A 19,702-nucleotide genomic window follows, 5' to 3' on the forward strand; every position below is an offset into this window, starting at 1 on the left:
TTAAAAATATGTCTCAAGTTAATGTAATTAATATCAATTTTCCTTTTCTAGATCAAAAACCAGGAACTTCTGGTTTAAGAAAAAGTACTTTAAAGTTTCAGGAAGAACATTATTTAGAAATTTTTATTGAAGCAATCTTACAATCATTCGAAGATTTAAAAGGTTCAACATTAGTAGTTGGTGGTGATGGCAGATATGGGAATGTTGAAGCAATAGAAAAAATTGTTCAAATAAGTATTGCTCATAAAGTGCAAAAGATTATTGTTCCAAAATACGGTTTATTATCTACTCCTGCGACATCGCATTTAATTAGAAAAGAAAATGCTATTGGTGGAATTATTCTTTCTGCAAGCCATAATCCTGGTGGGATTGATGGCGACTTTGGCGTGAAATTGAATATCTCTAATGGAGGCCCAGCTCCTGAGATGATTACGAATAAGATTTTCAAGGCTTCTCAATTACTAACTAGTTATAAAATTTGTAAAATTCAATTACCTGATTTTAGTGAATATGGAACTTATGCTTACGGTGAAACTACCTTAGAAATTATTGATGGATTAAAAGATTATTCTAATTTGATGGAGAAAATTTTTGATTTTGATCAAATTAGTGATTTTTTAAAAAAAGATTTCTCTATAATCTTTGATGCAATGAATGCGGTTACAGGCCCATATGCAAAAAATATTTTTGTTAAAAAAATGGGACTTGCTCATGATTGTGTTATGAATGGTAACCCGTTAAAAGATTTTGGAGGTTTACATCCTGATCCTAATCTTACTTACGCATCCCACTTGGCTGATTTGTTACTAAATAAAAAATCTTATAGTTTTGGTGCTGCATGCGATGGAGATGGAGATAGGAATATGATTTTAGGAAGTGGATGTTTTGTAAATCCTAGTGATAGCCTCGCAGTTATCACTGCTAACACAAAATGTGTCCCTGGTTATAAAGATGGTATTACAGGTGTGGCACGATCCATGCCAACCAGCTCAGCAGTTGATAATGTTGCTCGAGCATTAAATATACCTTGTTTCGAGACACCTACTGGCTGGAAGTTTTTTGGAAATCTTTTAGATTCTAATTTAATTACTTTATGTGGAGAAGAAAGTTTCGGAACAGGTAGTAATCATGTGAGAGAGAAAGATGGACTATGGGCAGTTTTATATTGGTTACAAGTTTTAGCTGAGAAAAAATGTTCGGTAAGTGAATTGATGCAGAATCATTGGAAACAATTTGGTAGGAATTATTATTCAAGACATGATTATGAGGCAATCCCCTCAAATATTGCTAATCAAATCTTTGGTAATCTAACTTCTATGCTCGAAAATTTAAAAGGAAATAGTTTTGCTGGTCATTCAGTTACAGTTGCAGATAACTTTTCATATTTAGATCCAGTTGATAATTCCATAAGTGAAAATCAAGGTTTAAGATTGGTCCTTGATGATAATTCTCGAGTAATTGTGCGCCTTTCTGGAACTGGAACTAAGGGTGCAACATTAAGACTTTACTTTGAGAAATTTTTCGATCCTCAACAGAACCTTTCGTTAAATCCTCAGATCGCTTTGAAACCTCTAATAGATGATTTAGATGCTTTATTAAACATTTCAAAACTTACTCAAATGGAAACTCCTACAGTAATTACATAGAATTAAAAGTAATGATTTTTTGATTTTATTTATATGCATTCAGAAAATTTATTTACTAATTATTCTCAAATAGAAAATAATGCACCTTTGGCAGATAAATTAAGACCAAAGAATTTGGAAGATTTTTTTGGTCAACAACCAATCCTCAATGAGAATTCGCTTTTGAGAAGTGCAATATTAAACGATAAGATTAGTAATTTTATTTTTTCTGGCCCTCCTGGTGTTGGAAAAACTACTCTAATTGAAATTATTTCCTTTAATACGCGTTCAAAATTAATTAAGTTAAATGCAGTATTATCAAGTGTTAAAGAATTAAGAAATGAAATCGCTAATGCAAAAGATCGATTAATAAATTCAAAAAGAAAAACAATTTTATTTATCGATGAGGTTCATAGATTTACAGCAGTTCAGCAAGATGCTTTATTACCTTCAATAGAAAATGGAACTATAACTTTTATTGGTGCTACAACTGAAAACCCATTCTTTGCTGTTAATAAAGCGCTTGTTAGTAGGTCTCGTATTTTTACATTACTTCCTTTGTCAGAAAATGATTTGCAGAAAATAATACAAAAAGTTATAACTCATTATTCTAAAAAAAAAGATTCAAAAAAAGTTCATTTAACTCAAGATGCTATAAGTCATTTAGTTAAATTTTCTGGCGGTGATGCAAGAACATTAATCAATGCCCTAGAGATGGCCATAGAAACAACTGCTGAAAATGATGCAAAAGAAATCAACATTAATCTCTCAATAGCAGAGGATGCAATTCAAAAGAAAAATATTGTTTACGATAAAAATGGTCAAAATCATTACGATGTAATAAGTGCCTTTATTAAGTCCATAAGAGGTTCTGATCCAGATGCAACTTTATTCTGGCTTGCGAATATGATTGAGGCTGGTGAAGATCCTAATTTTATTTTTAGAAGACTTCTTATATCTGCCAGTGAAGATGTTGGAATAGCTGACCCTAATGCCATAGTAGTTGTACAATCCTGTTGTGATGCTTTTAATAGGGTTGGTTTTCCAGAAGGATTATATTTTTTAACGCAGGCTTCTTTATATTTAGCTATATCTCTAAAAAGTAATAGTACGAAAACTATTTTTAAAGCAATTGAAACAATCAAATCTACCAATGCTTTTGACGTTCCACTTCATTTAAAAAATAATTCTAATAGTTATGTTAATCCTCATAATTATCCAGGTAACTGGGTCGCACAAGAATATCTTCCCAAATCTTTAAGAGGTTTAAAAATATGGGAACCAAATAATAATGGATGGGAAAAAACTCAATATGAAGAACTTCTTAGAAGAAAAGAAAACTAAAATTTTTTCGAACAACAAATTATCTCATGATTAAAAGAAGTTTTTTCTTCGTAGGCTAAAGCAATAGTCCAATTATGGAAGTTAATCTTTGAATAATTTAAATGTATGTTTTTCTTCTTATGAATTAACTGTTTTGGCTTTTCAAAAAATTGCCAATGTTTAATGTCTTTAGCTAATCTTCCATGATCCCATTTTATAGCCGCTTCAACAGCACACCATTGATTTAATATCATATTTTTTGTCAAATAATAATTATGGTTTGATTTATTGGTATGAAAAAAATACTTTTCTGCAAATTTTATATGGTTAAAATCTCTATCAGTTCTCTCAATATCAATCCCTATTTTGCTTTTATGCCACACTATAGTAATGGCATCTTTACAATGGCTTAAACTGATATTTCCCATGCCAGAGGGTAAACTTGGAGGTTCTCCAGGATGAGCATTAATTGGAATTTCTAGAGGGTCTAAATCAAAAAGTGTTGAAAGTGATTGTCGTAAATAAGCTCTTGTTTCTAAAAAAATCTTTGATCTTGAACTTGTTAGTTTTTTTGCGGTTTTAATTTCTTCTACCGTTGCGACATCTTGCACACCTTTAACCTCATAAAACCAAATTTTTGGTATTTTATATTCATACTCATTTAATAATTTCAATGGCTCTTAAGGTTGGCGACAAAGCACCAGAATTTAAATTAAAAGATTCTTTTGAGAAAGAAGTTTCTCTTAGTGATTTTAAAGGTAAGAGAATAATACTATATTTTTATCCAAAAGATAATACTCCAGGATGTACTAAAGAAGCATGTAATTTTAAAGAGAATTGGGATTTACTCAAAAAAAATAATATTGTTGTGCTTGGTATTAGTAAAGATAACGCATCCTCTCATCAGAAGTTTATAGAAAAATTTAATTTACCTTTTATTCTTTTAACTGATCCTGAACCTTTTAAAGTTTCTTCTGATTACGATAGTTATGGACTGAAGAAATTCATGGGAAAAGAATATATGGGAATGATGAGAAATACTTTTTTGATCGATACTGATGGTAACATCGAAAAAATTTACTTAAAGGTAAAAGCAGCAATAATGGCTGATCATATAATTGCAGACCTTGGTTTAAGCTGATTTTTTTACGGACAGGTGGTGAATAATCATTCCCTCCATAACTAAATTAGGAGCAATAATAGTGTCTTTTTGAGTCTTTAGAGATTTTGCGAGTAATTGAGAGTCTCCTCCACAGATTATTAAAATATCTTTTGCGGGATTAAATAAACTATTAATCACGCTTGTAAGAGAGTTAATTACTCCTTTTAAAATTGCTTCTTCTGTATCAATTAAAAAATCTTTGATTGGAATATTATATTTTTTGGGAACTTTAAGATTGTTTGTATTTTGTTCCATTGATTTTAATTGTGTTAGAAAACCTGGAAGAAGTTGACCTCCAATAATAGATCCATTTGAATTTAATTTTGTTATTGATAATATTGTTCCAAAATCTGCAATTAGCAAATCTTTTTTGAAAGGGTTTTCAATAATTTTTAAAGCGGCAATACAGGCAAGAGCTCTATCAACTCCAAAATAATCAGGAAGATTTGATAACTTAATATCTTTAGTTTTTAATTCATTTTCTTTTTTCAGCAAAAAATTTGGTATTTTTCCTACAGAAGCCCAAATTAATTGATCAAGATCTATATTTTCGGGAACTTTTTGCTCTTTTTTGGTATGGAAGAATTTAGATTGATTTTTAGAATATTTTGCCCAATGAAGCCTACTATTCCCTACTAATAAAAAATTTATATCTGAGACCATTGTTCTATGATCAATTCAATTATTAGTGTGTATTCCACATTCTTGTTTAATCCCTCCAAATCTTGTATCTCTGCCCTTTGTCTTAATACCATCGGGACTGCTTGAATGCCAATCTCCTACAGAAGAATAACCTTTGATAAAAAGTGGATGTGCAGGTAAATTATTCTCTTCCATATAATAAAAAATATCTTTATTTGTCCAACTTAATAAAGGTCTTAAAGAGAGTCTTTGACGAATTACGTCTAAGAATTTCATTTTTTTTCTATTTTGTGTTTGACTTGATCTAACACCGCTTGCCCAGCAGAAAATATTATATTTTTCTAGACCATTTTCTAAAGGTTTTATCTTTCTCAATTCATGATACTTATCTAAATCACTCTCTTTATTTGTTTCCCAAAGTTTTCCATATTTGGCCTCCATTCTTGCTGGAGATAATTCACTTTGAAGAACTTCAACTTCTAAGGATAAACTATTAATAAGTTTTTCAGCATAATGATATGTTTCTGGAGGAAGGTAACCTGTATCTATCCAAAAAATTTTGATTTTTTTTTGTAGACGTAATTTTCTGACCATATTTAAAAGGACTGATGACTGTATACCAAAACTTGTTGTAATAGCAAATTGATTATCAAACTTTTTATAACCCCATGTAAGCATTTCTTGAGGCTTTATATCTACTAACTCTTGATTATATTTCCTCAAGTTGGTTTGAATATCTTTTTGGATTTTTTCAATCATTATTCAATTTGGTTATGAGTTTAATTTTATTTCGCTCAATTTAAAATTTATTCGTATAGTTTAATAATACATTTACGCATATCAATATTTCTCTAATGAAATCAATACAAAAACCAATAGTAATAGTTGGAGCAGGTTTTGCAGGTATGACATTTGCTTTGAATTTAAAGAATCTTAATCCTTCTTTACCAATTCTTGTGGTTGATTCTGAAACAAACTTTATATTTAAACCTTTAATGTACGAAGTTTTAAGTAAAGAAATAAGAAGTTGGGAAGCCACCCCAAAATTTGCAAATATTTTTTCTGATGCGGGCATAACTTTTTTAAGAAATTCTTTAACCAAGATTTCCTTTACAGAAAATATTCTTGAATTTAGTGACGATTTAAAATTAAGTTATCATTACCTTGTTATCTGTACAGGCTCTGTTCCAAATAGTTTTTTTATAAAAGGTGTAGATAAAAATTGTTATTTTTTTAATGACGTTCACGATCTAAATAAATTAAATTCTTTTTTAAAAAAATCACAAGATACTGCGTTGTATAAAAAGTTATTCATAGTTGGAGGTGGTCCCTCTGGTATCGAGTTGGCATGTAAAATTAAAGATTTATTTACAGACCAATTTGAAATTAATGTAATAGAAAAATCAAACGAAATCCTCAATAAAAACAAAATTTTTAATAGAGAACAAGCAGAGAAGGCATTAGAAAAAAGAAAAATCAACGTTCTTTTGAATTCCACAGTTAAAGAAGTCTCAGAAACTAAGATTAGTATTTCTAGTGAGGTTGGAATAACTTCTTTGGAAAAAGACATTGTTATATGGACTGCAGGCGTTAAACCTAATTTGTCTTACTTAGCAACTGATCAAATAACAAAAAAATTTGGACGAATTTTAGTAAATAACAATCTGCAAATAGAAAACTATGAAAACTGTTTTGCTATTGGCGATGTTTCAGTCATTGAAGGAATGGAGGATTTACCTATAACTGCTCAGGTCGCTATGCAGGAAGGAAATTATCTAGCTAATAATTTAGAACTTTTAATTCAAGGAAAGGATCCGTTACCCTTTGAATTTAAAGATAATGGTGAAATGATTAGTTTAGGAATAGGAGAAGCTTCAATTTCTGGCCTTGGGGTTACTTTATCTGGGAAATTGGCTTTTGAGGCGAGAAGACTTATATATGCTTCCAAGTTGCCTGATATTACTGAAAGCTTAAAATCTGCATCTTCATGGATATTCCAAAAAAAATCAATTTTTAAAAAGTTTCTGAAAAAAGATAATTTCAAGTAAACTTTTTTGAAATATTGTTTTTGGGTATATTGAGTTAAATAAGTTTCGTATGAATTTAATTGCAGTAGTTAGTAATAATTTTGATGCTTTCATAACGGTAGTTGTTTTAATAATGTCAATAATTTTATTTATTAAAAATACTATTGCACCAGAATTAACTGGTTTGTTATGTGTTGGAATATTTATAGCTACAGGGGTTCTTTCTCCTGAAAAAGCTTTAGCTGGATTTGGCAGCCCATCCTTAATTACCCTTATGGGTTTATTTGCAGTCTCTTCTGCATTATTTAAAAGTGGAGCTTTGGACAGAGTAAGAGAATTGATATCTTCTGAAAGTATTAGAACGCCAAGGAAATTAATTTCTTTAATAGCTTTTTTGATAGCTCCAATATCTGGAATTGTACCTAATACTCCAGTAGTAGCATCTTTGTTACCCCTAATTGAAGGTTGGTGTGAGCGAAGAAATATATCACCATCAAAAGTTTTATTACCTCTTTCTTTTGCTACTTTATTAGGTGGAACTCTGACATTATTAGGTAGCTCAGTAAATCTTCTTGTAAGTGATATTAGTCAACAATTAGGTTATGGAGCTTTGGAATTATTTAGTTTGACTTCAATCGGAATTCCTGTGTGGCTTATAGGCACAACCTATATGATTCTAGTTTCTGACATGCTTTTGCCGGATAGAGGGAGAGATAAGGAATTTATTAAAAATGGTGATATGAATATATACTTTACTGAAGTTACTATTCCCTCTACTTCAGAATTAGTTGGACAATCTGTCAGAAATAGTAGATTGCAAAGACGATTTGATGTTGATGTTCTGGAATTGCAAAGAAATGGAAAAGTTATTCTTCCTCCTTTGGCTGATAGAAAGATTGAACCAGATGATAGATTAATAATACGCGTTACAAGGGCAGACTTATTTAGGCTTCAGCAGGAACATACCATTCTGCTAGGCGAAAATAAAACATCTTTAGAAGGAGTAAATGTTTTCTCAGATGATGAAGGCACTAAAACCTTTGAAGCTCTTTTACCAGCTGGCTCAACTCTAGCTGGAGCAAGTTTGAGAGAATTAAGATTTAGGCAGCGTCATAATGCAACGGTTTTAGCACTAAGAAGAGGTCAACAAACTGTTCAGGAGAGATTAGGCCAAGCTGTTTTAAGGGCTGGAGATGTTTTATTATTGCAAGCACCTTTAGATTCAATAAGAGGTCTGCAAGCTAGTAATGATTTGCTTATTTTAGATCAATTCGAAGATGATTTACCTTTCTTGATAAAAAAACCTATATCGATTGCAATTGCAATAGGAATGGTGGTTTTGCCTTCGGTTTCTAATATTCCATTAGTAGGTTCAGTACTCTTAGCAGTCATTGCTATGGTTGCTTGTGGATGTTTAAGACCTGCAGAGATACAAAAATCAATTAGGTTAGACGTCATTTTATTGTTGGGATCCTTATCATGCTTTAGTGTGGCTATGCAAGTAACAGGATTAGCAGATTTAATTGCTGTTAATCTAAACTTTGCTCTTAATGGAATGCCTCTGTATTTTGCACTAGTCGTAATTTTTGTATCGACAGTTATTCTTACACAATTTATAAGTAATGCTGCTTCGGTTGCTTTGATTTTGCCTGTTGCTATTGAATTCTCAAATGTTATAGGGATTTCGCCAAGTGCTTTAATAATGCTTGTTTTATTTGGTGCAAGTCAATCTTTCTTGACTCCAATGGGTTATCAAACAAATTTAATGGTTTATGGTCCTGGAAGATATAGGTTTTTTGATATCGCAAAATATGGAGCTGGTTTAACACTTATAATGACACTATTAGTACCAGCATTGATAATTTTAAATTACGGATAAATAAAGTGAAATTAACTAGTAATGTTTATAAGTTAAAAGATGCTTACAAAAAGCTATCTGTGCCTCAATTTACTATTGTTACAGGCTTATTTATTATTTGCCTTGGAACTTTAATTTTGAGCTCTCCATTATGTTCATCTTCAAAGGTTGGCTTGTGGGAAGCATTTTTTACATCTACTTCTGCTATTACCGTAACTGGCTTAACCATAATAGATATTGGTGATGATTTAAATTTCTTTGGCCAGCTTTTCTTGGCTTTTATGCTTTTATCAGGTGGACTAGGATTAATGGCTATTACAACATTTTTACAGGGTTTTGTTGTAAAGGGGACAAAGCTAAGAACTAGATTAGACAAGGGCAAGACTCTAGATGAATTTGGAGTTGGAGGAATTGGTCGAACTTTTCAAAGCATTGCAATTACAGCGATGAGTATCATATCCTTGGGCGCAATTGTTTTATATGCTTTTGGATTTGTAGACATTCAAAATAATGGGGAAAGACTATGGTCCTCGATTTTTCACAGCATATCTGCATATAACAATGCAGGATTTTCTTTAAGTTCAAATAGTCTCCAAGACTATAGAACAAATTATTTGGTGAATAGTGTTTTTGTTTTTCTCATTGTTATGGGTGGATTGGGCTGGCGGGTTATTGATGATATTTGGAGTAATAAAAAAAATCTTTCTTATAAAAAATTAAGCCTTCATTCCAGACTAGTTATTAGGACAAGTTTGTCTCTAATATTATTTGGATCATTAGGATTCTTTATCACTGAATCATTGCTAAATAGTCAATTTTTTAATGATTTGAATTTGTTTGAACGGTTATTGTCATCAATTTTTGAGACAGTGAGTGCAAGAACTGCAGGCTTTACAAATTATCCAATATCCTTGAACTCTATATCAGATACTGGCTTATTGTTATTAATGACTTTGATGTTTATTGGAGCAAGTACTGGAGGTACTGGTGGAGGCATAAAAACAACTACTTTTATTGCTTTAATGGCTGCAACTAGATCAACTTTAAGAGGTCAGAAAGATGTAATTATTAGCAATAGATTAATTTCAGATAAAGTTATCCTAAAGGCAGTTGGAATCACAGTTGGATCTTTGCTTTTTGTTCTTTTAATGGCAATGTTGCTTAGTACAACAAATACGTTTGTTAAGAGAGAATCTTTCACATTCCTAGAAATTCTGTTCACTTGTATATCTGCATTTGCAACTGTTGGTTTTGATATTGGTTTAACTGCAAAATTAAATCATTTTGGTCAATTTATTCTTATTGTCGGTATGTTTGTGGGCAGACTTGGGATCCTTTTGCTTTTAAGTGCACTTTGGCAGGCTCTTTATAAGAGTAGAATAGATAGACAAAAGAGAATTGGCTATCCTAGGGCTGATCTTTATGTTTAGAATTGACTAAGTTTTATTATGGCTGATTGGTGGCAGTGGTCTCAAAAGAGAGAAAAAGAAGCACTCACTTTTGCAGTTGTCGGCGTTGGAAGATTTGGAACCGCAGTTTGCAGAGAACTTATAAGTAATGGTGCAGATGTTTTGGCTGCAGATTATTCAGAAAAAGCTATTGATGATTTAAGGCAATTAGAACCTTCAATAGAAGCAAGAGTTGTCGATTGTACTGATGAAGAGTCTATGAAGGAATCGGGAATACTTGAAATGAATACCGTTGTAGTGGGTATTAGTGAACCTATTGAAGCAAGTATAACTACAACACTTATCGCTAAAGATAGTGAGGGTAGCAAGGTGAAAAGAGTAATAGCGAGAGCAACTAGTGATTTGCACGAAAAAATGTTAAAAAGAGTGGGTGCAGATAAAGTTGTTTTCCCATCTAGGATGCAAGGAGAAAGATTAGGTTTAGAACTAGTAAGACCAAACCTAATCGAAAGATTGGAACTAGATAACCAAACTGGTATAGATGAAATAACTGTTCCAGAGGAATTTATTGGAAGATCTTTGAGAGATTTAAATTTGAGGAAAAATTATTTAGTAAATGTTCTTGCTGCAGGACCTGCTGAAGAGTTAACAGTTAATCCACCAGCAAAATATATTTTGGAAAGAGGAAATATTTTGGTAGTCATGGGTAAAACTGTAGATTTACAGAAATTGCCTCAAAATTAATTATTTTAATCAGATTTTTTATAGTATCTAATCCTTTGAGGAGCTCTTTTTAATCTTCTGACGCTTTGTTTCTCAAGTTCATCCCTAAATTTATCAGTATTTAAATTATTTTCTGAAACAGGTGATTTACTCTCTTTTTCGAAATATTTTTTTATACCCTCTTGTATTAACACTTTTGCCATATTACTTACTGTCCTAGATTCATTATCGGCCAAAATAGTTAATTGCTCACATATCAATTCTGGAAGAACTACTTGAATTCTGGGGGATTTAGGCTTCCCATTGGTTGAGTTTTGGCGGGTAGCCATGAGTCAAAGTTGATAACTGTTACTTATAAGTATACACAGTTAGTCAAGGATACTATCTTTGTGTATATTATTAGTAAGGAAATTTATGTCCGTATCAATTAATTGTTTTATTGTCCTATGAAAAATTCAAGAAAAATTGATTCTCCTAAAAGGTCGATAATTGATAAACCGAAAAAAAGATTAGTCAATTCTGATTCTCACGATAATGAAAATAGTGACGTTTTGGTATCAGCTGTAATTAGTCCATATTTGTTAACTCATCTTCACCATATTCTTCAGCAGTCTGAGTATTTTGCTCAAAAAGATGGCAGAAAATCTCATGCAGCTAACTTTGCGAAACTAAGAAAAGTTTTATGCCTAGACGCAAGAAGTATGGCAGATGCCTCTGCAAAAGAGATAAAAGATGTGGATAATGATTTATCTAATAATAAATATAATGAACAAAATGTAGCTTGAAGTAATAATCTATTAATAAATAGATTTTAAAAACATGTCCAGTAATGCTGAAAAGCTCTATAAGTTAATAGCCAACGATTCCAAAAAGAAACAAAGTTTGTTTATGACAGCCTTAACTAATCCTAAAAAAGCCTTAGATAAAATATGTGACATTGGCAACGAATTAAATATTTCTGTGACTAAGGAAGAGGTCATTAAATATTTGAGTACTATTGATGATGAGGCAACTAAAATGTGGTTAATTAAGGCTCGAGGAGGTCTTTAGGAAAAGGTTTCGAATAATTATTATTTGGATTAGGAATAGGTTTTATTCTTTTGTTGTAGCCACCTCCACCAGCCAAAGTCCAAAAAAACCAATAACTTGGAATTGCAAGGGCTGCAGCTATGAAAATCACTACAATTTGTTCAATTCTTTTCATGATTTAATTTTATTCCACAAAATATTTTTTAGTAAATAAGCCACAGATTTTGTAAATTCTATTTTTAAAACAGTGATTAGATTTGAAGGTGTAAGCAAAATTTATTCTACAGATGTTGTTTTAAAAAATATTAGTTGGGAGATTAAGAAAGGAGAAAAAGTTGGCTTAGTTGGTTCTAATGGTGCAGGTAAATCAACCCAATTTAAGATTTTAATTGGAGAGGAAGAGCAAACAAGTGGAACGATCATCAAAGAGGGAAATCCTAAAATTGCCCATTTAAAGCAAGAGTTTGATTGTAATTTGAATTTTTCAGTGAGACAGGAATTAGAAAGTTCTTTTAAAGATATACGAATTGTTGCCATTAAACTTTTAGAAATTGAGAATAAAATGAAATTGTTGGATATAAAAAAAAATTCCGATGAACTTGAAATATTTGTAAATCAACTCGCAAAATATCAAGCAAAATTTGAAGCTTTAGGTGGTTATAAAATGCAATCTGATGTAGAAAAAATATTACCAAAATTAGGCTTTTCTAAAGAAGATGGTGATAAATTAGTTGGCAATTTCTCAGGTGGTTGGCAGATGAAAGTTGCACTTGGAAAAATAATCTTACAAAAACCTGATTTACTTTTACTGGATGAACCAACCAATCATTTAGATTTAGAAACTATTTTTTGGTTGGAAGAATATCTATCATCGCTTAAAATTGCAGTTATAATAATCAGCCATGATAGATATTTCTTAGACAAATTATGTAAAAAAATAATTTTTGTAGATAGAGGAATATCTGAAACATATAATGGGAACTATTCTTTTTTTGTCGAACAGAAATCTTTGAATCAAGAATCGCAAAATAAGGCATATCAATTACAACAAAAAGAAATTGAGTTACAGAAGAGATATATAGATAGATTTAGAGCTAGTGCAACTAGAAGTTCTCAAGCAAAGAGTAGAGAAAAACAATTAAAAAAGATTTCTAAAATTGAGGCTCCCATAGCAAAATCAAAAAGTCCTGTTTTTAATTTTCCAGAGTGCCCTCGCTCAGGAAAATTAGTTCTAAATATCAAAAATTTGTCTCATAGTTTCGAGGATAAAATTCTTTTTTTAGATATTAATTTAAAGATTTCTTCTGGGGAGAAAATAGCAATATTGGGACCTAATGGCTGCGGCAAATCTACATTGCTGAAAATTATTATGAAAAAAATATCTCCTGAAATTGGAGAAATTAATCTTGGTAAACATAATATAATTACTAGCTATTATGAACAGAATCAGGCTGAAGCACTTTCACTTGATGAAAGGGTTATTGATTTAATATGTAATAAGTCTCCAGAATGGTCCCAAAAAAAAGTTAGAACATTTTTAGGGGGTTTTGGCTTTCAAAATGAAACTGTTTTTAAATATATTAAACAACTTAGCGGGGGAGAAAAGGCAAGATTAGCATTGGCGCTCATGATTATTAATCCTAGTAATTTCCTTCTTTTGGACGAGCCAACTAATCATTTGGATCTCCAATCTAAGGAAAACTTAGAATTAGCAATTAAAAATTATAAGGGATCATTATTAATAATTTCTCATGATAGGTATTTTATTTCAAAGGTTGCAAATAGAATTGTCGAAATTAAAGATTCAAAGTTATATTCTTATGAAGGTAACTACGAATATTTTTTAGACAAAAAATCAAAGTCATAAAAAATTTGTTTTTTTAATAAACTTTACATTTGGCTAAGCAAGATCACTTATTTTTCTTTACATAGCTCTGTGTAGTTGTCTAATCTTAAAAATACGAAAATTGATTTCCATAATTCACATGAAAAATTATGATTCCCAAGAAAAAAAGATTCAAATTTATGATCCTGTTGAAAGTTATTTTGAGTGCATTTCAACTTGCGATATAAAAGATGTTAATTGTATTTCTATATGTGTGGAACAACTTAAACAGAATGATGGTTGAAACTTTTATTTATTTTGTAGATTAGTAATATCAGTTGGTTTTACTCTTAATTTGATAAATTTATTTTTACGCTTCAATAATATATTTATTTGTTTATTAATACCATTTTTGTTAATTTGGCTTATAACATCCGAAGCTGTTTTAATCTCTTTATTACCAACTTTTATAAAAATGTCATTTACAAATATTCCACTTTTTTCAGCTGGACTATTAGGTACAACGTAACCAACTTTTACGGTATTATTATTTGTTTCAAAATTACTTTCATCTATTAGGCTCACTCCAATCATAGGATGTATAACTTTTCCATTATTTATTATTTGATAGGAAATTTCCTTAGCTTTATTAATTGGAATTGCAAAACTTAACCCCGCTCCTGGACCTGATCTGATCAAGGTATTAATACCAATTACTTCTCCGTTGCTATTTAATAGTGGACCGCCAGAATTTCCAGGATTAATAGCAGCATCTGTTTGAATAAGTTCCAGTTTTTTATCGTATATTCCTAATTGAGTTACATTTCTTTTTAGATTGCTAATAATACCAAGTGTAACTGTATTTTCTAATCCAAATGGATTTCCAACTGCGATTGCCCAATCACCAACTTTAATTTTTGTTGAATCACCTAATTTTGCTATTGGCCAAGGTCCTTTCCCTTCAATCTGAAGAATAGCTAAATCGGTAAATAAATCTTGACCTACTAGCGTTGCTTTAAATTTTTTACCGTTTGTTAAACCAACAATTACTTGATCCGATCCATTTACAACATGGGCGTTGGTCATTATGAGTCTATCTGCGAAAAAAAATCCACTTCCTTGGCTTTGCTCTATCCTAGGCCGATTGTCATCTGGTAAATCTAATCCAAAGAATCTTTCAAAATATGGGTCTAAAAATAATTGAGAATTTCTTGGAAATTTTCTTGCTTTAACATATCTCTTAGTTTCAATTGTTACTACAGAGGAACCTGTTTTTTCAACAGCTGCAGTTATAAAAGATTTGTTTGAATATAAATTAACTTCATTAATTTTTGGTTTACTTAATGGTTGAGATATGACTTTTGCAGGATATCTAAATCCCACTGTAGTTAATGAGGCGATTAGTAATAGCTTGTAGATGTCTCTTTTCAATTTTGATTTTTTATGTTCTTCGAAAAATTTAATACACAATATCAGTTTAACTACTAATTAAATTTATTGAATCTAGACAATAATTTAATAACGTAAAGTAGCTAAATTTCTTTTTTTCGGGCTATGATATTAAAAATATAACTAACTGTTTTATAAGATCGATGACAATTTTATTTCCAATAATATATTCTGCAGCCTTAACGTATTTAGTTTGGAAAGCTTTTAAAGTAATGTCTAATGGCTGGGGTATATCCGATAATAAAAATCAAAGATTGAGTACTTCCAGGTTTAAACAAAAAAAGTACACAATACATCCAGAACTTTTAGATAAATCAGGAAATATAACAGAAGAGGAACTACTAACAGTAAGATTTTCTAATGACAATGACTCTACATTAGAAGAAAAAGGTTCAACAACTGATTAATCAAAACTATATCTAAGGAAAAAATTGGAATTAAGAACAAAAATTGTCTCAGCGGTAATAAGATCACTCAAGTTGCCACCAAGGTTTCGTTTAAAAATGGTTAAAGAAGACCCAGTGCGACTTGAACTAAGTCTTACGCCTTCTTATGGTAAAAATCCAGTAATTGTTGGTATAGTTGAATCTTTAGACTTAGTCGCTCGAAGAGATAGAGAAGGTAGACTACCCAGAGATCTTCAAGGGACTTGGGACTGGACTGTAAGACATGGAAAAGTTAGTACTGGAGGTTGGAATCCTATGTTAAAAGAAGCATTACAAACAATGTTTGATACAGGATTGCCAGCCATTGTATTTGAGGAGTTAACTGGAGATGAGTATAGACCTGTTGATGGTGTAAGACATGTTAAATAAATAATTAATTATTTATCATAAATTATTCCTTAAAACGTTAAAATTATTAGATAGACAATCTAGTTAATTATGAATAATGACAATCAACCAAGATTTGGCTTCGTAAATTTCGCAGAAACTTGGAATGGCCGTATGGCAATGATGGGTATCTTGATTGGACTTGGTACTGAATTAATTACTGGACAAAGTATTCTTCGACAAATTGGAATAGGTTAGTATTTCACTTAATTTCTTCTGCTTTCACTTCAATGGTACTTTCACTAGGTTTTTTATCTAATTGATTTTTCTTACTTATATTCTCTAAATCTGCACCGCAATTCATGCAGGTTTCATTTAAACCTAATGATATTGCCCCACAATTACTGCATATATTAATTTTAGATTTGTAAGAGTTAAAACCTATAAACACTAAAACTAATAATAGAAGAGGAATTAAAAATAAAAGAAGCAGGATATTTCCAACAAAGCTAATAAAAAAGTTAAATCCAAAAATTGGAATAAAGATAAGTATTATTAAACAGTAGGTAAGAAGATCTTTATTAGCTTTAAGAAAATAATTCACCTTAGTTATCCTTTTCTATAATTTCTTTTTTTATTTACTAAAGACATCCTAGCAATAACAACGCTCCAGCACTGTCCAAAATATAAAATCACTCCTAATAGCCATACCCACAAAGTAAGTACGAGAAAACCTCCAATAAAACCATATGCTTGAAATCTTACACCAAGGGAGAGAATACTTTTACTTACTGCAAGGTTTAAAGTAGTTAGGCCAATTCCAATCAGAAAAGAGCCAGGCAAAAGTGGTTTTAAAGGAACTTTTCTACTAGGTAAAAGGGCCTGTAATAAAAGAGCCATTAAAGAAAAACCAATTAGGGGTATCGCAAATTGACCAACTTGTAATAGTGGCAACTTAAGTAATAAGTCAGCAATTAAATTATTAGATTTTGAAAGATTTTCTAAAACGTTACTTGGGATCATTCTTAAATTCGCACTAATCTGATCTAGTACCATTAAAAAACCTATAAAGAATACTATTAAAAAGGCTTCAACTCTATTTCGGAGAAACTTCGAAGCTTGGACTCTCCAAGCAGCGTTTACTTTTTTTGAAGGTAGTTCGTCTTCCCATAGCCTATCTGCACCTCTTTGAAGAGATAAATATGCATTGCCTGCCGTAAAAAGCAAGAACATAGCTCCTAGAATTCCTGCTCCAAAACCCTGTTCAATTAATTTAAATAAAGTTGTCTGAACCAATTCAATCACAGAATCGGGAACTATATCATTGGTTTGAAGAGTTTCTATTATTTTTTGGTCTAATCCTTCTTGTTTTCCTAGGAACCATGAAGCTATTGAAAGAGAAATTAGAAGGATGGGAAAAAATGATTGGAGTGTGTAGTATGCAAATGCAGCGCTTAAATCAACACAATCAGATTTACTCCATCGCTCACAAGCTTCCCATAAACTTTTCAGTATCCATGTTGAACTTCTTTGCATATTGATTTTCTTCAAATATTTATTTATTTACTTAATTTTTATTGTATCTAATTAAGAAATTTTTCAAGCAATTTTTTATTTATGATGCAACTATTTTTCTAATAATAAATTGCCCCATGGCTTTAAAATTTCAAATTTTTCTATAGATCTACAAGCAATTAATGGAAAATTTACATCGCTCAAGTCTTCTCCTGAAACTAAATTTAAAGGATCTGTTGCTAACCACTCTATAGAACAATTGAGTTCTTCTAATAGCAGCCAGGCTGCTGCAATATCCCATATCTTAGGGGTTGATTCTATCGCTCCGAAAGTTTGTCCCATTGCTACACTTGTAAGATTTAAACTCGATACACCTAAGAGTCTGATTTTGCCAGGAAATAATGAGTTTGGTTTTTTTTGTAAAATTTTTATTGATCTACTACATAAAGAAATGCAATCACTTTGACGATTATTTTGGCTAGGATCTACTTTATTGTTATTTAACCAAACCCCTTTACCTTTAATGGATACAAACTTTTTTTTCAATGTAGGAATTATTAAAAAAGAAGATTGTGGTTTACCATCAACGAACCTTGCTACAGATATAGACCAGTAAGGAATACCGGCAGCAAAATTTGTTGTCCCATCGAGTGGATCGACCACCCAGTAAGCTTTTGAATTTGGAATTAACTTTTGCCCTTCTTCACTAAGGACGCCTTCACCTGGAGCTATTGAAGCTAAGCCATCCACGATTGTTTTGTCACTCCATAAATCACAACTTGTTAGTAATGATCCGTCTGCTTTATTGCTAGCGCTAATATTACCAAAATCTTTTGTTTGACGTTGACTAACCAATTCAAATAAAGAATCTAATTCACGTAGTTGCTTATTAGTTAAATTTGGTGGATTCATCTTTATATATTGCAAATAGACTTTGTATCCTTAATTTTAGTATTTTTACTACCTAAACAATTTTTACTTTTATCAAGAAAAGTTAATGTTTCTAGTTCATCTATATTCAGATTGTAATTATATATTGCATTAATATTTTTTGATTTCGCATTACTTAATTCACTTTGCCTAACAAGCACATCTTTTAGAGTTGATATTCCGACATCATATCTAAGTCTGGAAAGCCTTACAGACTCTTTGCTAGATTCAATTTCTTTAAGAGAAGAGATTATTTTTTCTTCATTTAATTTAAGATTTAAATAGGCTTTACTAATACTTGTGGTTAAAACATTTTTTAGATTTTCATAAGCATATTTTTCGGATTCTGCATCTGCTATTTTGGATTTGTAGGAGTTCTTATTTTGTCCGCCATCAAAAATACTCCATGCAAAGTTAAGACTTATGGTATTTGTATAATTAGATCCAGATTTTTCAGAGTCGATATTAGTTGATAGAGAGTCACCCTTTGAAAATGTACTAGATAATGAATTACTGATATAGATATTTGGCTTATTTTGAGCTAAAAAGCTCTCTGCTTGGCTCATTTTGATTGATTTTTGAAGAATAAGGTTTTTTAAGGAAAGATTTTTATCCAAACCCTCATTGATATTCTTATTCAGTTTATGATTCCAAAACCCTATAAGATTTTGCTCTTTATTAGTTTTGAAATCTCCCTTAATATTAAGAATCTCTTTAAGAGAAATTTTATTAATTTCATGTTCTATTTTCTTTGCATTAAGTGATTGTTGATCTCGAGATAATTGAGCTTCTGCTTCAAGAACTTCAAATTTTGTACCAATTCCAGCATCTAGCTTCGCTTTAGCATTTTCTAAACTTGTAATTGATAAATCAAGTGTGAATTTTTTATTTTGTATATCTTGATATGATTTTTTGTATTTGTGGTATCTGATTCTTGCTTCTTGAATTAAATCTTTTTTCTTAATTTCATAATTATTTTCTGAAATTTTGTAATTTGTTTTGGCAATTTTAATTTCAGATCCTCTTAGTGGGGCAATTAAATCCCATTTGATATTCAAAGAGGGATTAGCCGTAAATTGAGATGTTTTTAAAGTAGGTGAATTGCTATTGTACTTTTTACCTGCGACATATTTTGGTAACCCACTGGCTTGAAAATCTAAGGATGGGTATCTTTTGGCAATTTGACTGGAAAGATTAAAGCTTGCAGAGGCTACTAGGTTTTGTAATGATTTTAATTCTTGATTATTTAATACAAGTTTTTCTATTTTTTGATAATCAACAAAAGTAATATTTGATTTTTCTTCTAAAATATTATCAATGTAATTTTTTGTTTCACTCGATAGAACATTAAAGGTATTCATACTGAGACTAAGCGGCAATAATAAGAAAGGATTTATTACTCTTCTAAGCAT

General features: G+C 30.9%; 24 protein-coding genes. 14 read left to right on the plus strand and 10 right to left on the minus strand.

Features of this window, described 5'->3' with window-relative positions; all coding sequences use genetic code 11:
- Positions 1-8 precede the first annotated feature (8 nt).
- Together JJ844_04075 and JJ844_04080 are read left to right on the plus strand one after the other, a co-directional pair.
- Positions 9-1,646: an alpha-D-glucose phosphate-specific phosphoglucomutase gene (locus tag JJ844_04075; GenBank protein MBO6974853.1), complete on the plus strand. Its 1,638-nt coding sequence runs from the start codon at positions 9-11 to the stop codon at positions 1,644-1,646.
- Positions 1,647-1,679: 33 nt separating this feature from the next.
- Positions 1,680-2,969 (plus strand): AAA family ATPase, encoded by a 1,290-nt coding sequence (locus tag JJ844_04080; GenBank protein ID MBO6974854.1) that lies wholly within the window; start codon positions 1,680-1,682, stop codon positions 2,967-2,969.
- On the opposite strand, the gene JJ844_04085 is transcribed toward JJ844_04080, so the two are convergent.
- Complete coding sequence (locus JJ844_04085) at positions 2,966-3,622, minus strand: 4-phosphopantetheinyl transferase (protein MBO6974855.1); 657 nt, start codon at positions 3,620-3,622, stop codon at positions 2,966-2,968. The genes JJ844_04080 and JJ844_04085 overlap by 4 nt on opposite strands.
- Here JJ844_04085 and bcp point away from each other — a divergent pair.
- Positions 3,622-4,089: a thioredoxin-dependent thiol peroxidase gene (bcp, locus tag JJ844_04090; GenBank protein ID MBO6974856.1), complete on the plus strand. Its 468-nt coding sequence runs from the start codon at positions 3,622-3,624 to the stop codon at positions 4,087-4,089. The genes JJ844_04085 and bcp overlap by 1 nt on opposite strands.
- On the opposite strand, the gene JJ844_04095 is transcribed toward bcp, so the two are convergent.
- A complete protein-coding gene (locus JJ844_04095) occupies positions 4,081-4,773 on the minus strand; it encodes a type III pantothenate kinase (GenBank protein MBO6974857.1) in 693 nt (230 codons plus the stop codon). The genes bcp and JJ844_04095 overlap by 9 nt on opposite strands.
- 15 nt (positions 4,774-4,788) lie before the next feature.
- Positions 4,789-5,511 carry a phosphoadenylyl-sulfate reductase gene (locus JJ844_04100; protein ID MBO6974858.1) on the minus strand — a complete coding sequence of 241 codons (723 nt, stop codon included), beginning with the start codon at positions 5,509-5,511 and terminating at the stop codon, positions 4,789-4,791.
- 95 nt (positions 5,512-5,606) lie between these two features.
- On the opposite strand from JJ844_04100, the gene JJ844_04105 reads away from it, so the two are divergent.
- Genes JJ844_04105 through JJ844_04120 form a run of 4 tightly spaced genes read left to right on the plus strand, consistent with a single transcriptional unit; the run spans position 5,607 to position 10,790 of the window.
- The gene (locus tag JJ844_04105; protein MBO6974859.1) at positions 5,607-6,800 is read left to right on the plus strand and encodes an FAD-dependent oxidoreductase; all 1,194 of its coding nucleotides are present in this window, start codon (positions 5,607-5,609) and stop codon (positions 6,798-6,800) included.
- Positions 6,801-6,849: 49 nt separating this feature from the next.
- Positions 6,850-8,658, plus strand: a complete 1,809-nt coding sequence (locus JJ844_04110; GenBank protein MBO6974860.1) for an SLC13 family permease — start codon at positions 6,850-6,852, stop codon at positions 8,656-8,658.
- Positions 8,659-8,663: 5 nt separating this feature from the next.
- A complete protein-coding gene (locus JJ844_04115; protein ID MBO6974861.1) occupies positions 8,664-10,067 on the plus strand; it encodes a potassium transporter TrkG in 1,404 nt (467 codons plus the stop codon).
- 18 nt (positions 10,068-10,085) lie between these two features.
- Positions 10,086-10,790 (plus strand): TrkA family potassium uptake protein, encoded by a 705-nt coding sequence (locus JJ844_04120; GenBank protein MBO6974862.1) that lies wholly within the window; start codon positions 10,086-10,088, stop codon positions 10,788-10,790.
- 5 nt (positions 10,791-10,795) lie between these two features.
- On the opposite strand, the gene JJ844_04125 is transcribed toward JJ844_04120, so the two are convergent.
- Positions 10,796-11,098: a hypothetical protein gene (locus JJ844_04125; GenBank protein MBO6974863.1), complete on the minus strand. Its 303-nt coding sequence runs from the start codon at positions 11,096-11,098 to the stop codon at positions 10,796-10,798.
- 117 nt (positions 11,099-11,215) lie between these two features.
- Here JJ844_04125 and JJ844_04130 point away from each other — a divergent pair, with 117 nt between their 5' ends.
- Both JJ844_04130 and JJ844_04135 read left to right on the plus strand, forming a co-directional pair.
- Entirely contained in the window at positions 11,216-11,554 is a 339-nt protein-coding gene (locus JJ844_04130) for a hypothetical protein (GenBank protein ID MBO6974864.1), read from the plus strand.
- 34 nt (positions 11,555-11,588) lie between these two features.
- A complete protein-coding gene (locus JJ844_04135; protein MBO6974865.1) occupies positions 11,589-11,819 on the plus strand; it encodes a hypothetical protein in 231 nt (76 codons plus the stop codon).
- On the opposite strand, the gene JJ844_04140 is transcribed toward JJ844_04135, so the two are convergent.
- Positions 11,797-11,973, minus strand: a complete 177-nt coding sequence (locus JJ844_04140) for a hypothetical protein (GenBank protein MBO6974866.1) — start codon at positions 11,971-11,973, stop codon at positions 11,797-11,799. The genes JJ844_04135 and JJ844_04140 overlap by 23 nt on opposite strands.
- A 72-nt stretch (positions 11,974-12,045) precedes the next feature.
- On the opposite strand from JJ844_04140, the gene JJ844_04145 reads away from it, so the two are divergent.
- Both JJ844_04145 and JJ844_04150 read left to right on the plus strand, forming a co-directional pair.
- Entirely contained in the window at positions 12,046-13,665 is a 1,620-nt protein-coding gene (locus JJ844_04145; GenBank protein MBO6974867.1) for an ABC-F family ATP-binding cassette domain-containing protein, read from the plus strand.
- A gap of 118 nt (positions 13,666-13,783) precedes the next feature.
- On the plus strand, positions 13,784-13,927 hold the full coding sequence (locus JJ844_04150) for a hypothetical protein (protein MBO6974868.1): 144 nt from the start codon (positions 13,784-13,786) through the stop codon (positions 13,925-13,927).
- 5 nt (positions 13,928-13,932) lie between these two features.
- Here JJ844_04150 and JJ844_04155 read toward each other — a convergent pair whose 3' ends face one another.
- Positions 13,933-15,054 carry a trypsin-like peptidase domain-containing protein gene (locus tag JJ844_04155; protein MBO6974869.1) on the minus strand — a complete coding sequence of 374 codons (1,122 nt, stop codon included), beginning with the start codon at positions 15,052-15,054 and terminating at the stop codon, positions 13,933-13,935.
- A 161-nt stretch (positions 15,055-15,215) separates the two neighbouring features.
- Here JJ844_04155 and JJ844_04160 point away from each other — a divergent pair, with 161 nt between their 5' ends.
- From JJ844_04160 to JJ844_04170, 3 genes are all read left to right on the plus strand, one after another.
- Positions 15,216-15,479 carry a DUF2973 domain-containing protein gene (locus JJ844_04160; GenBank protein ID MBO6974870.1) on the plus strand — a complete coding sequence of 88 codons (264 nt, stop codon included), beginning with the start codon at positions 15,216-15,218 and terminating at the stop codon, positions 15,477-15,479.
- Between the two features lie 24 nt (positions 15,480-15,503).
- The gene (locus JJ844_04165) at positions 15,504-15,887 is read left to right on the plus strand and encodes a hypothetical protein (protein ID MBO6974871.1); all 384 of its coding nucleotides are present in this window, start codon (positions 15,504-15,506) and stop codon (positions 15,885-15,887) included.
- A gap of 69 nt (positions 15,888-15,956) precedes the next feature.
- A complete protein-coding gene (locus JJ844_04170; protein MBO6974872.1) occupies positions 15,957-16,103 on the plus strand; it encodes a high light inducible protein in 147 nt (48 codons plus the stop codon).
- A gap of 4 nt (positions 16,104-16,107) precedes the next feature.
- On the opposite strand, the gene JJ844_04175 is transcribed toward JJ844_04170, so the two are convergent.
- The 4 genes from JJ844_04175 to JJ844_04190 all read right to left on the minus strand — a co-directional run bounded on the left by JJ844_04175 (position 16,108) and on the right by JJ844_04190 (position 19,702).
- Positions 16,108-16,449: a hypothetical protein gene (locus JJ844_04175; GenBank protein MBO6974873.1), complete on the minus strand. Its 342-nt coding sequence runs from the start codon at positions 16,447-16,449 to the stop codon at positions 16,108-16,110.
- Between the two features lie 5 nt (positions 16,450-16,454).
- Positions 16,455-17,381, minus strand: coding sequence for a YihY/virulence factor BrkB family protein (locus JJ844_04180; GenBank protein ID MBO6974874.1), 927 nt, complete (start codon positions 17,379-17,381; stop codon positions 16,455-16,457).
- A gap of 90 nt (positions 17,382-17,471) precedes the next feature.
- Positions 17,472-18,272, minus strand: a complete 801-nt coding sequence (locus JJ844_04185; GenBank protein MBO6974875.1) for an inositol monophosphatase family protein — start codon at positions 18,270-18,272, stop codon at positions 17,472-17,474.
- A 2-nt stretch (positions 18,273-18,274) separates the two neighbouring features.
- Positions 18,275-19,702, minus strand: coding sequence for a TolC family protein (locus JJ844_04190; protein MBO6974876.1), 1,428 nt, complete (start codon positions 19,700-19,702; stop codon positions 18,275-18,277).

The organism is Prochlorococcus marinus CUG1435, from assembly GCA_017644375.1.
Classification (GTDB): Bacteria; Cyanobacteriota; Cyanobacteriia; order PCC-6307; family Cyanobiaceae; genus Prochlorococcus_A; species Prochlorococcus_A marinus_AH.

What these genes read in the sequence shown, in the direction of transcription:
- JJ844_04150 (MBO6974868.1), top strand. Translation starts at nt 13,784, where the DNA reads ATGAAAAATTATGATTCCCAAGAAAAAAAGATTCAAATTTATGATCCT.
- JJ844_04130 (MBO6974864.1), top strand. Translation starts at nt 11,216, where the DNA reads ATGAAAAATTCAAGAAAAATTGATTCTCCTAAAAGGTCGATAATTGAT.
- JJ844_04135 (MBO6974865.1), top strand. Translation starts at nt 11,589, where the DNA reads ATGTCCAGTAATGCTGAAAAGCTCTATAAGTTAATAGCCAACGATTCC.
- JJ844_04190 (MBO6974876.1), bottom strand. Translation starts at nt 19,702, where the DNA reads ATGCTTAGAAGAGTAATAAATCCTTTCTTATTATTGCCGCTTAGTCTC.
- JJ844_04105 (MBO6974859.1), top strand. Translation starts at nt 5,607, where the DNA reads ATGAAATCAATACAAAAACCAATAGTAATAGTTGGAGCAGGTTTTGCA.
- JJ844_04110 (MBO6974860.1), top strand. Translation starts at nt 6,850, where the DNA reads ATGAATTTAATTGCAGTAGTTAGTAATAATTTTGATGCTTTCATAACG.
- JJ844_04075 (MBO6974853.1), top strand. Translation starts at nt 9, where the DNA reads ATGTCTCAAGTTAATGTAATTAATATCAATTTTCCTTTTCTAGATCAA.
- JJ844_04095 (MBO6974857.1), bottom strand. Translation starts at nt 4,773, where the DNA reads ATGGTCTCAGATATAAATTTTTTATTAGTAGGGAATAGTAGGCTTCAT.
- JJ844_04100 (MBO6974858.1), bottom strand. Translation starts at nt 5,511, where the DNA reads ATGATTGAAAAAATCCAAAAAGATATTCAAACCAACTTGAGGAAATAT.
- JJ844_04185 (MBO6974875.1), bottom strand. Translation starts at nt 18,272, where the DNA reads ATGAATCCACCAAATTTAACTAATAAGCAACTACGTGAATTAGATTCT.
- JJ844_04170 (MBO6974872.1), top strand. Translation starts at nt 15,957, where the DNA reads ATGAATAATGACAATCAACCAAGATTTGGCTTCGTAAATTTCGCAGAA.
- JJ844_04140 (MBO6974866.1), bottom strand. Translation starts at nt 11,973, where the DNA reads ATGAAAAGAATTGAACAAATTGTAGTGATTTTCATAGCTGCAGCCCTT.
- JJ844_04125 (MBO6974863.1), bottom strand. Translation starts at nt 11,098, where the DNA reads ATGGCTACCCGCCAAAACTCAACCAATGGGAAGCCTAAATCCCCCAGA.
- JJ844_04080 (MBO6974854.1), top strand. Translation starts at nt 1,680, where the DNA reads ATGCATTCAGAAAATTTATTTACTAATTATTCTCAAATAGAAAATAAT.
- JJ844_04160 (MBO6974870.1), top strand. Translation starts at nt 15,216, where the DNA reads ATGACAATTTTATTTCCAATAATATATTCTGCAGCCTTAACGTATTTA.
- JJ844_04120 (MBO6974862.1), top strand. Translation starts at nt 10,086, where the DNA reads ATGGCTGATTGGTGGCAGTGGTCTCAAAAGAGAGAAAAAGAAGCACTC.
- bcp (MBO6974856.1), top strand. Translation starts at nt 3,622, where the DNA reads ATGGCTCTTAAGGTTGGCGACAAAGCACCAGAATTTAAATTAAAAGAT.
- JJ844_04180 (MBO6974874.1), bottom strand. Translation starts at nt 17,381, where the DNA reads ATGCAAAGAAGTTCAACATGGATACTGAAAAGTTTATGGGAAGCTTGT.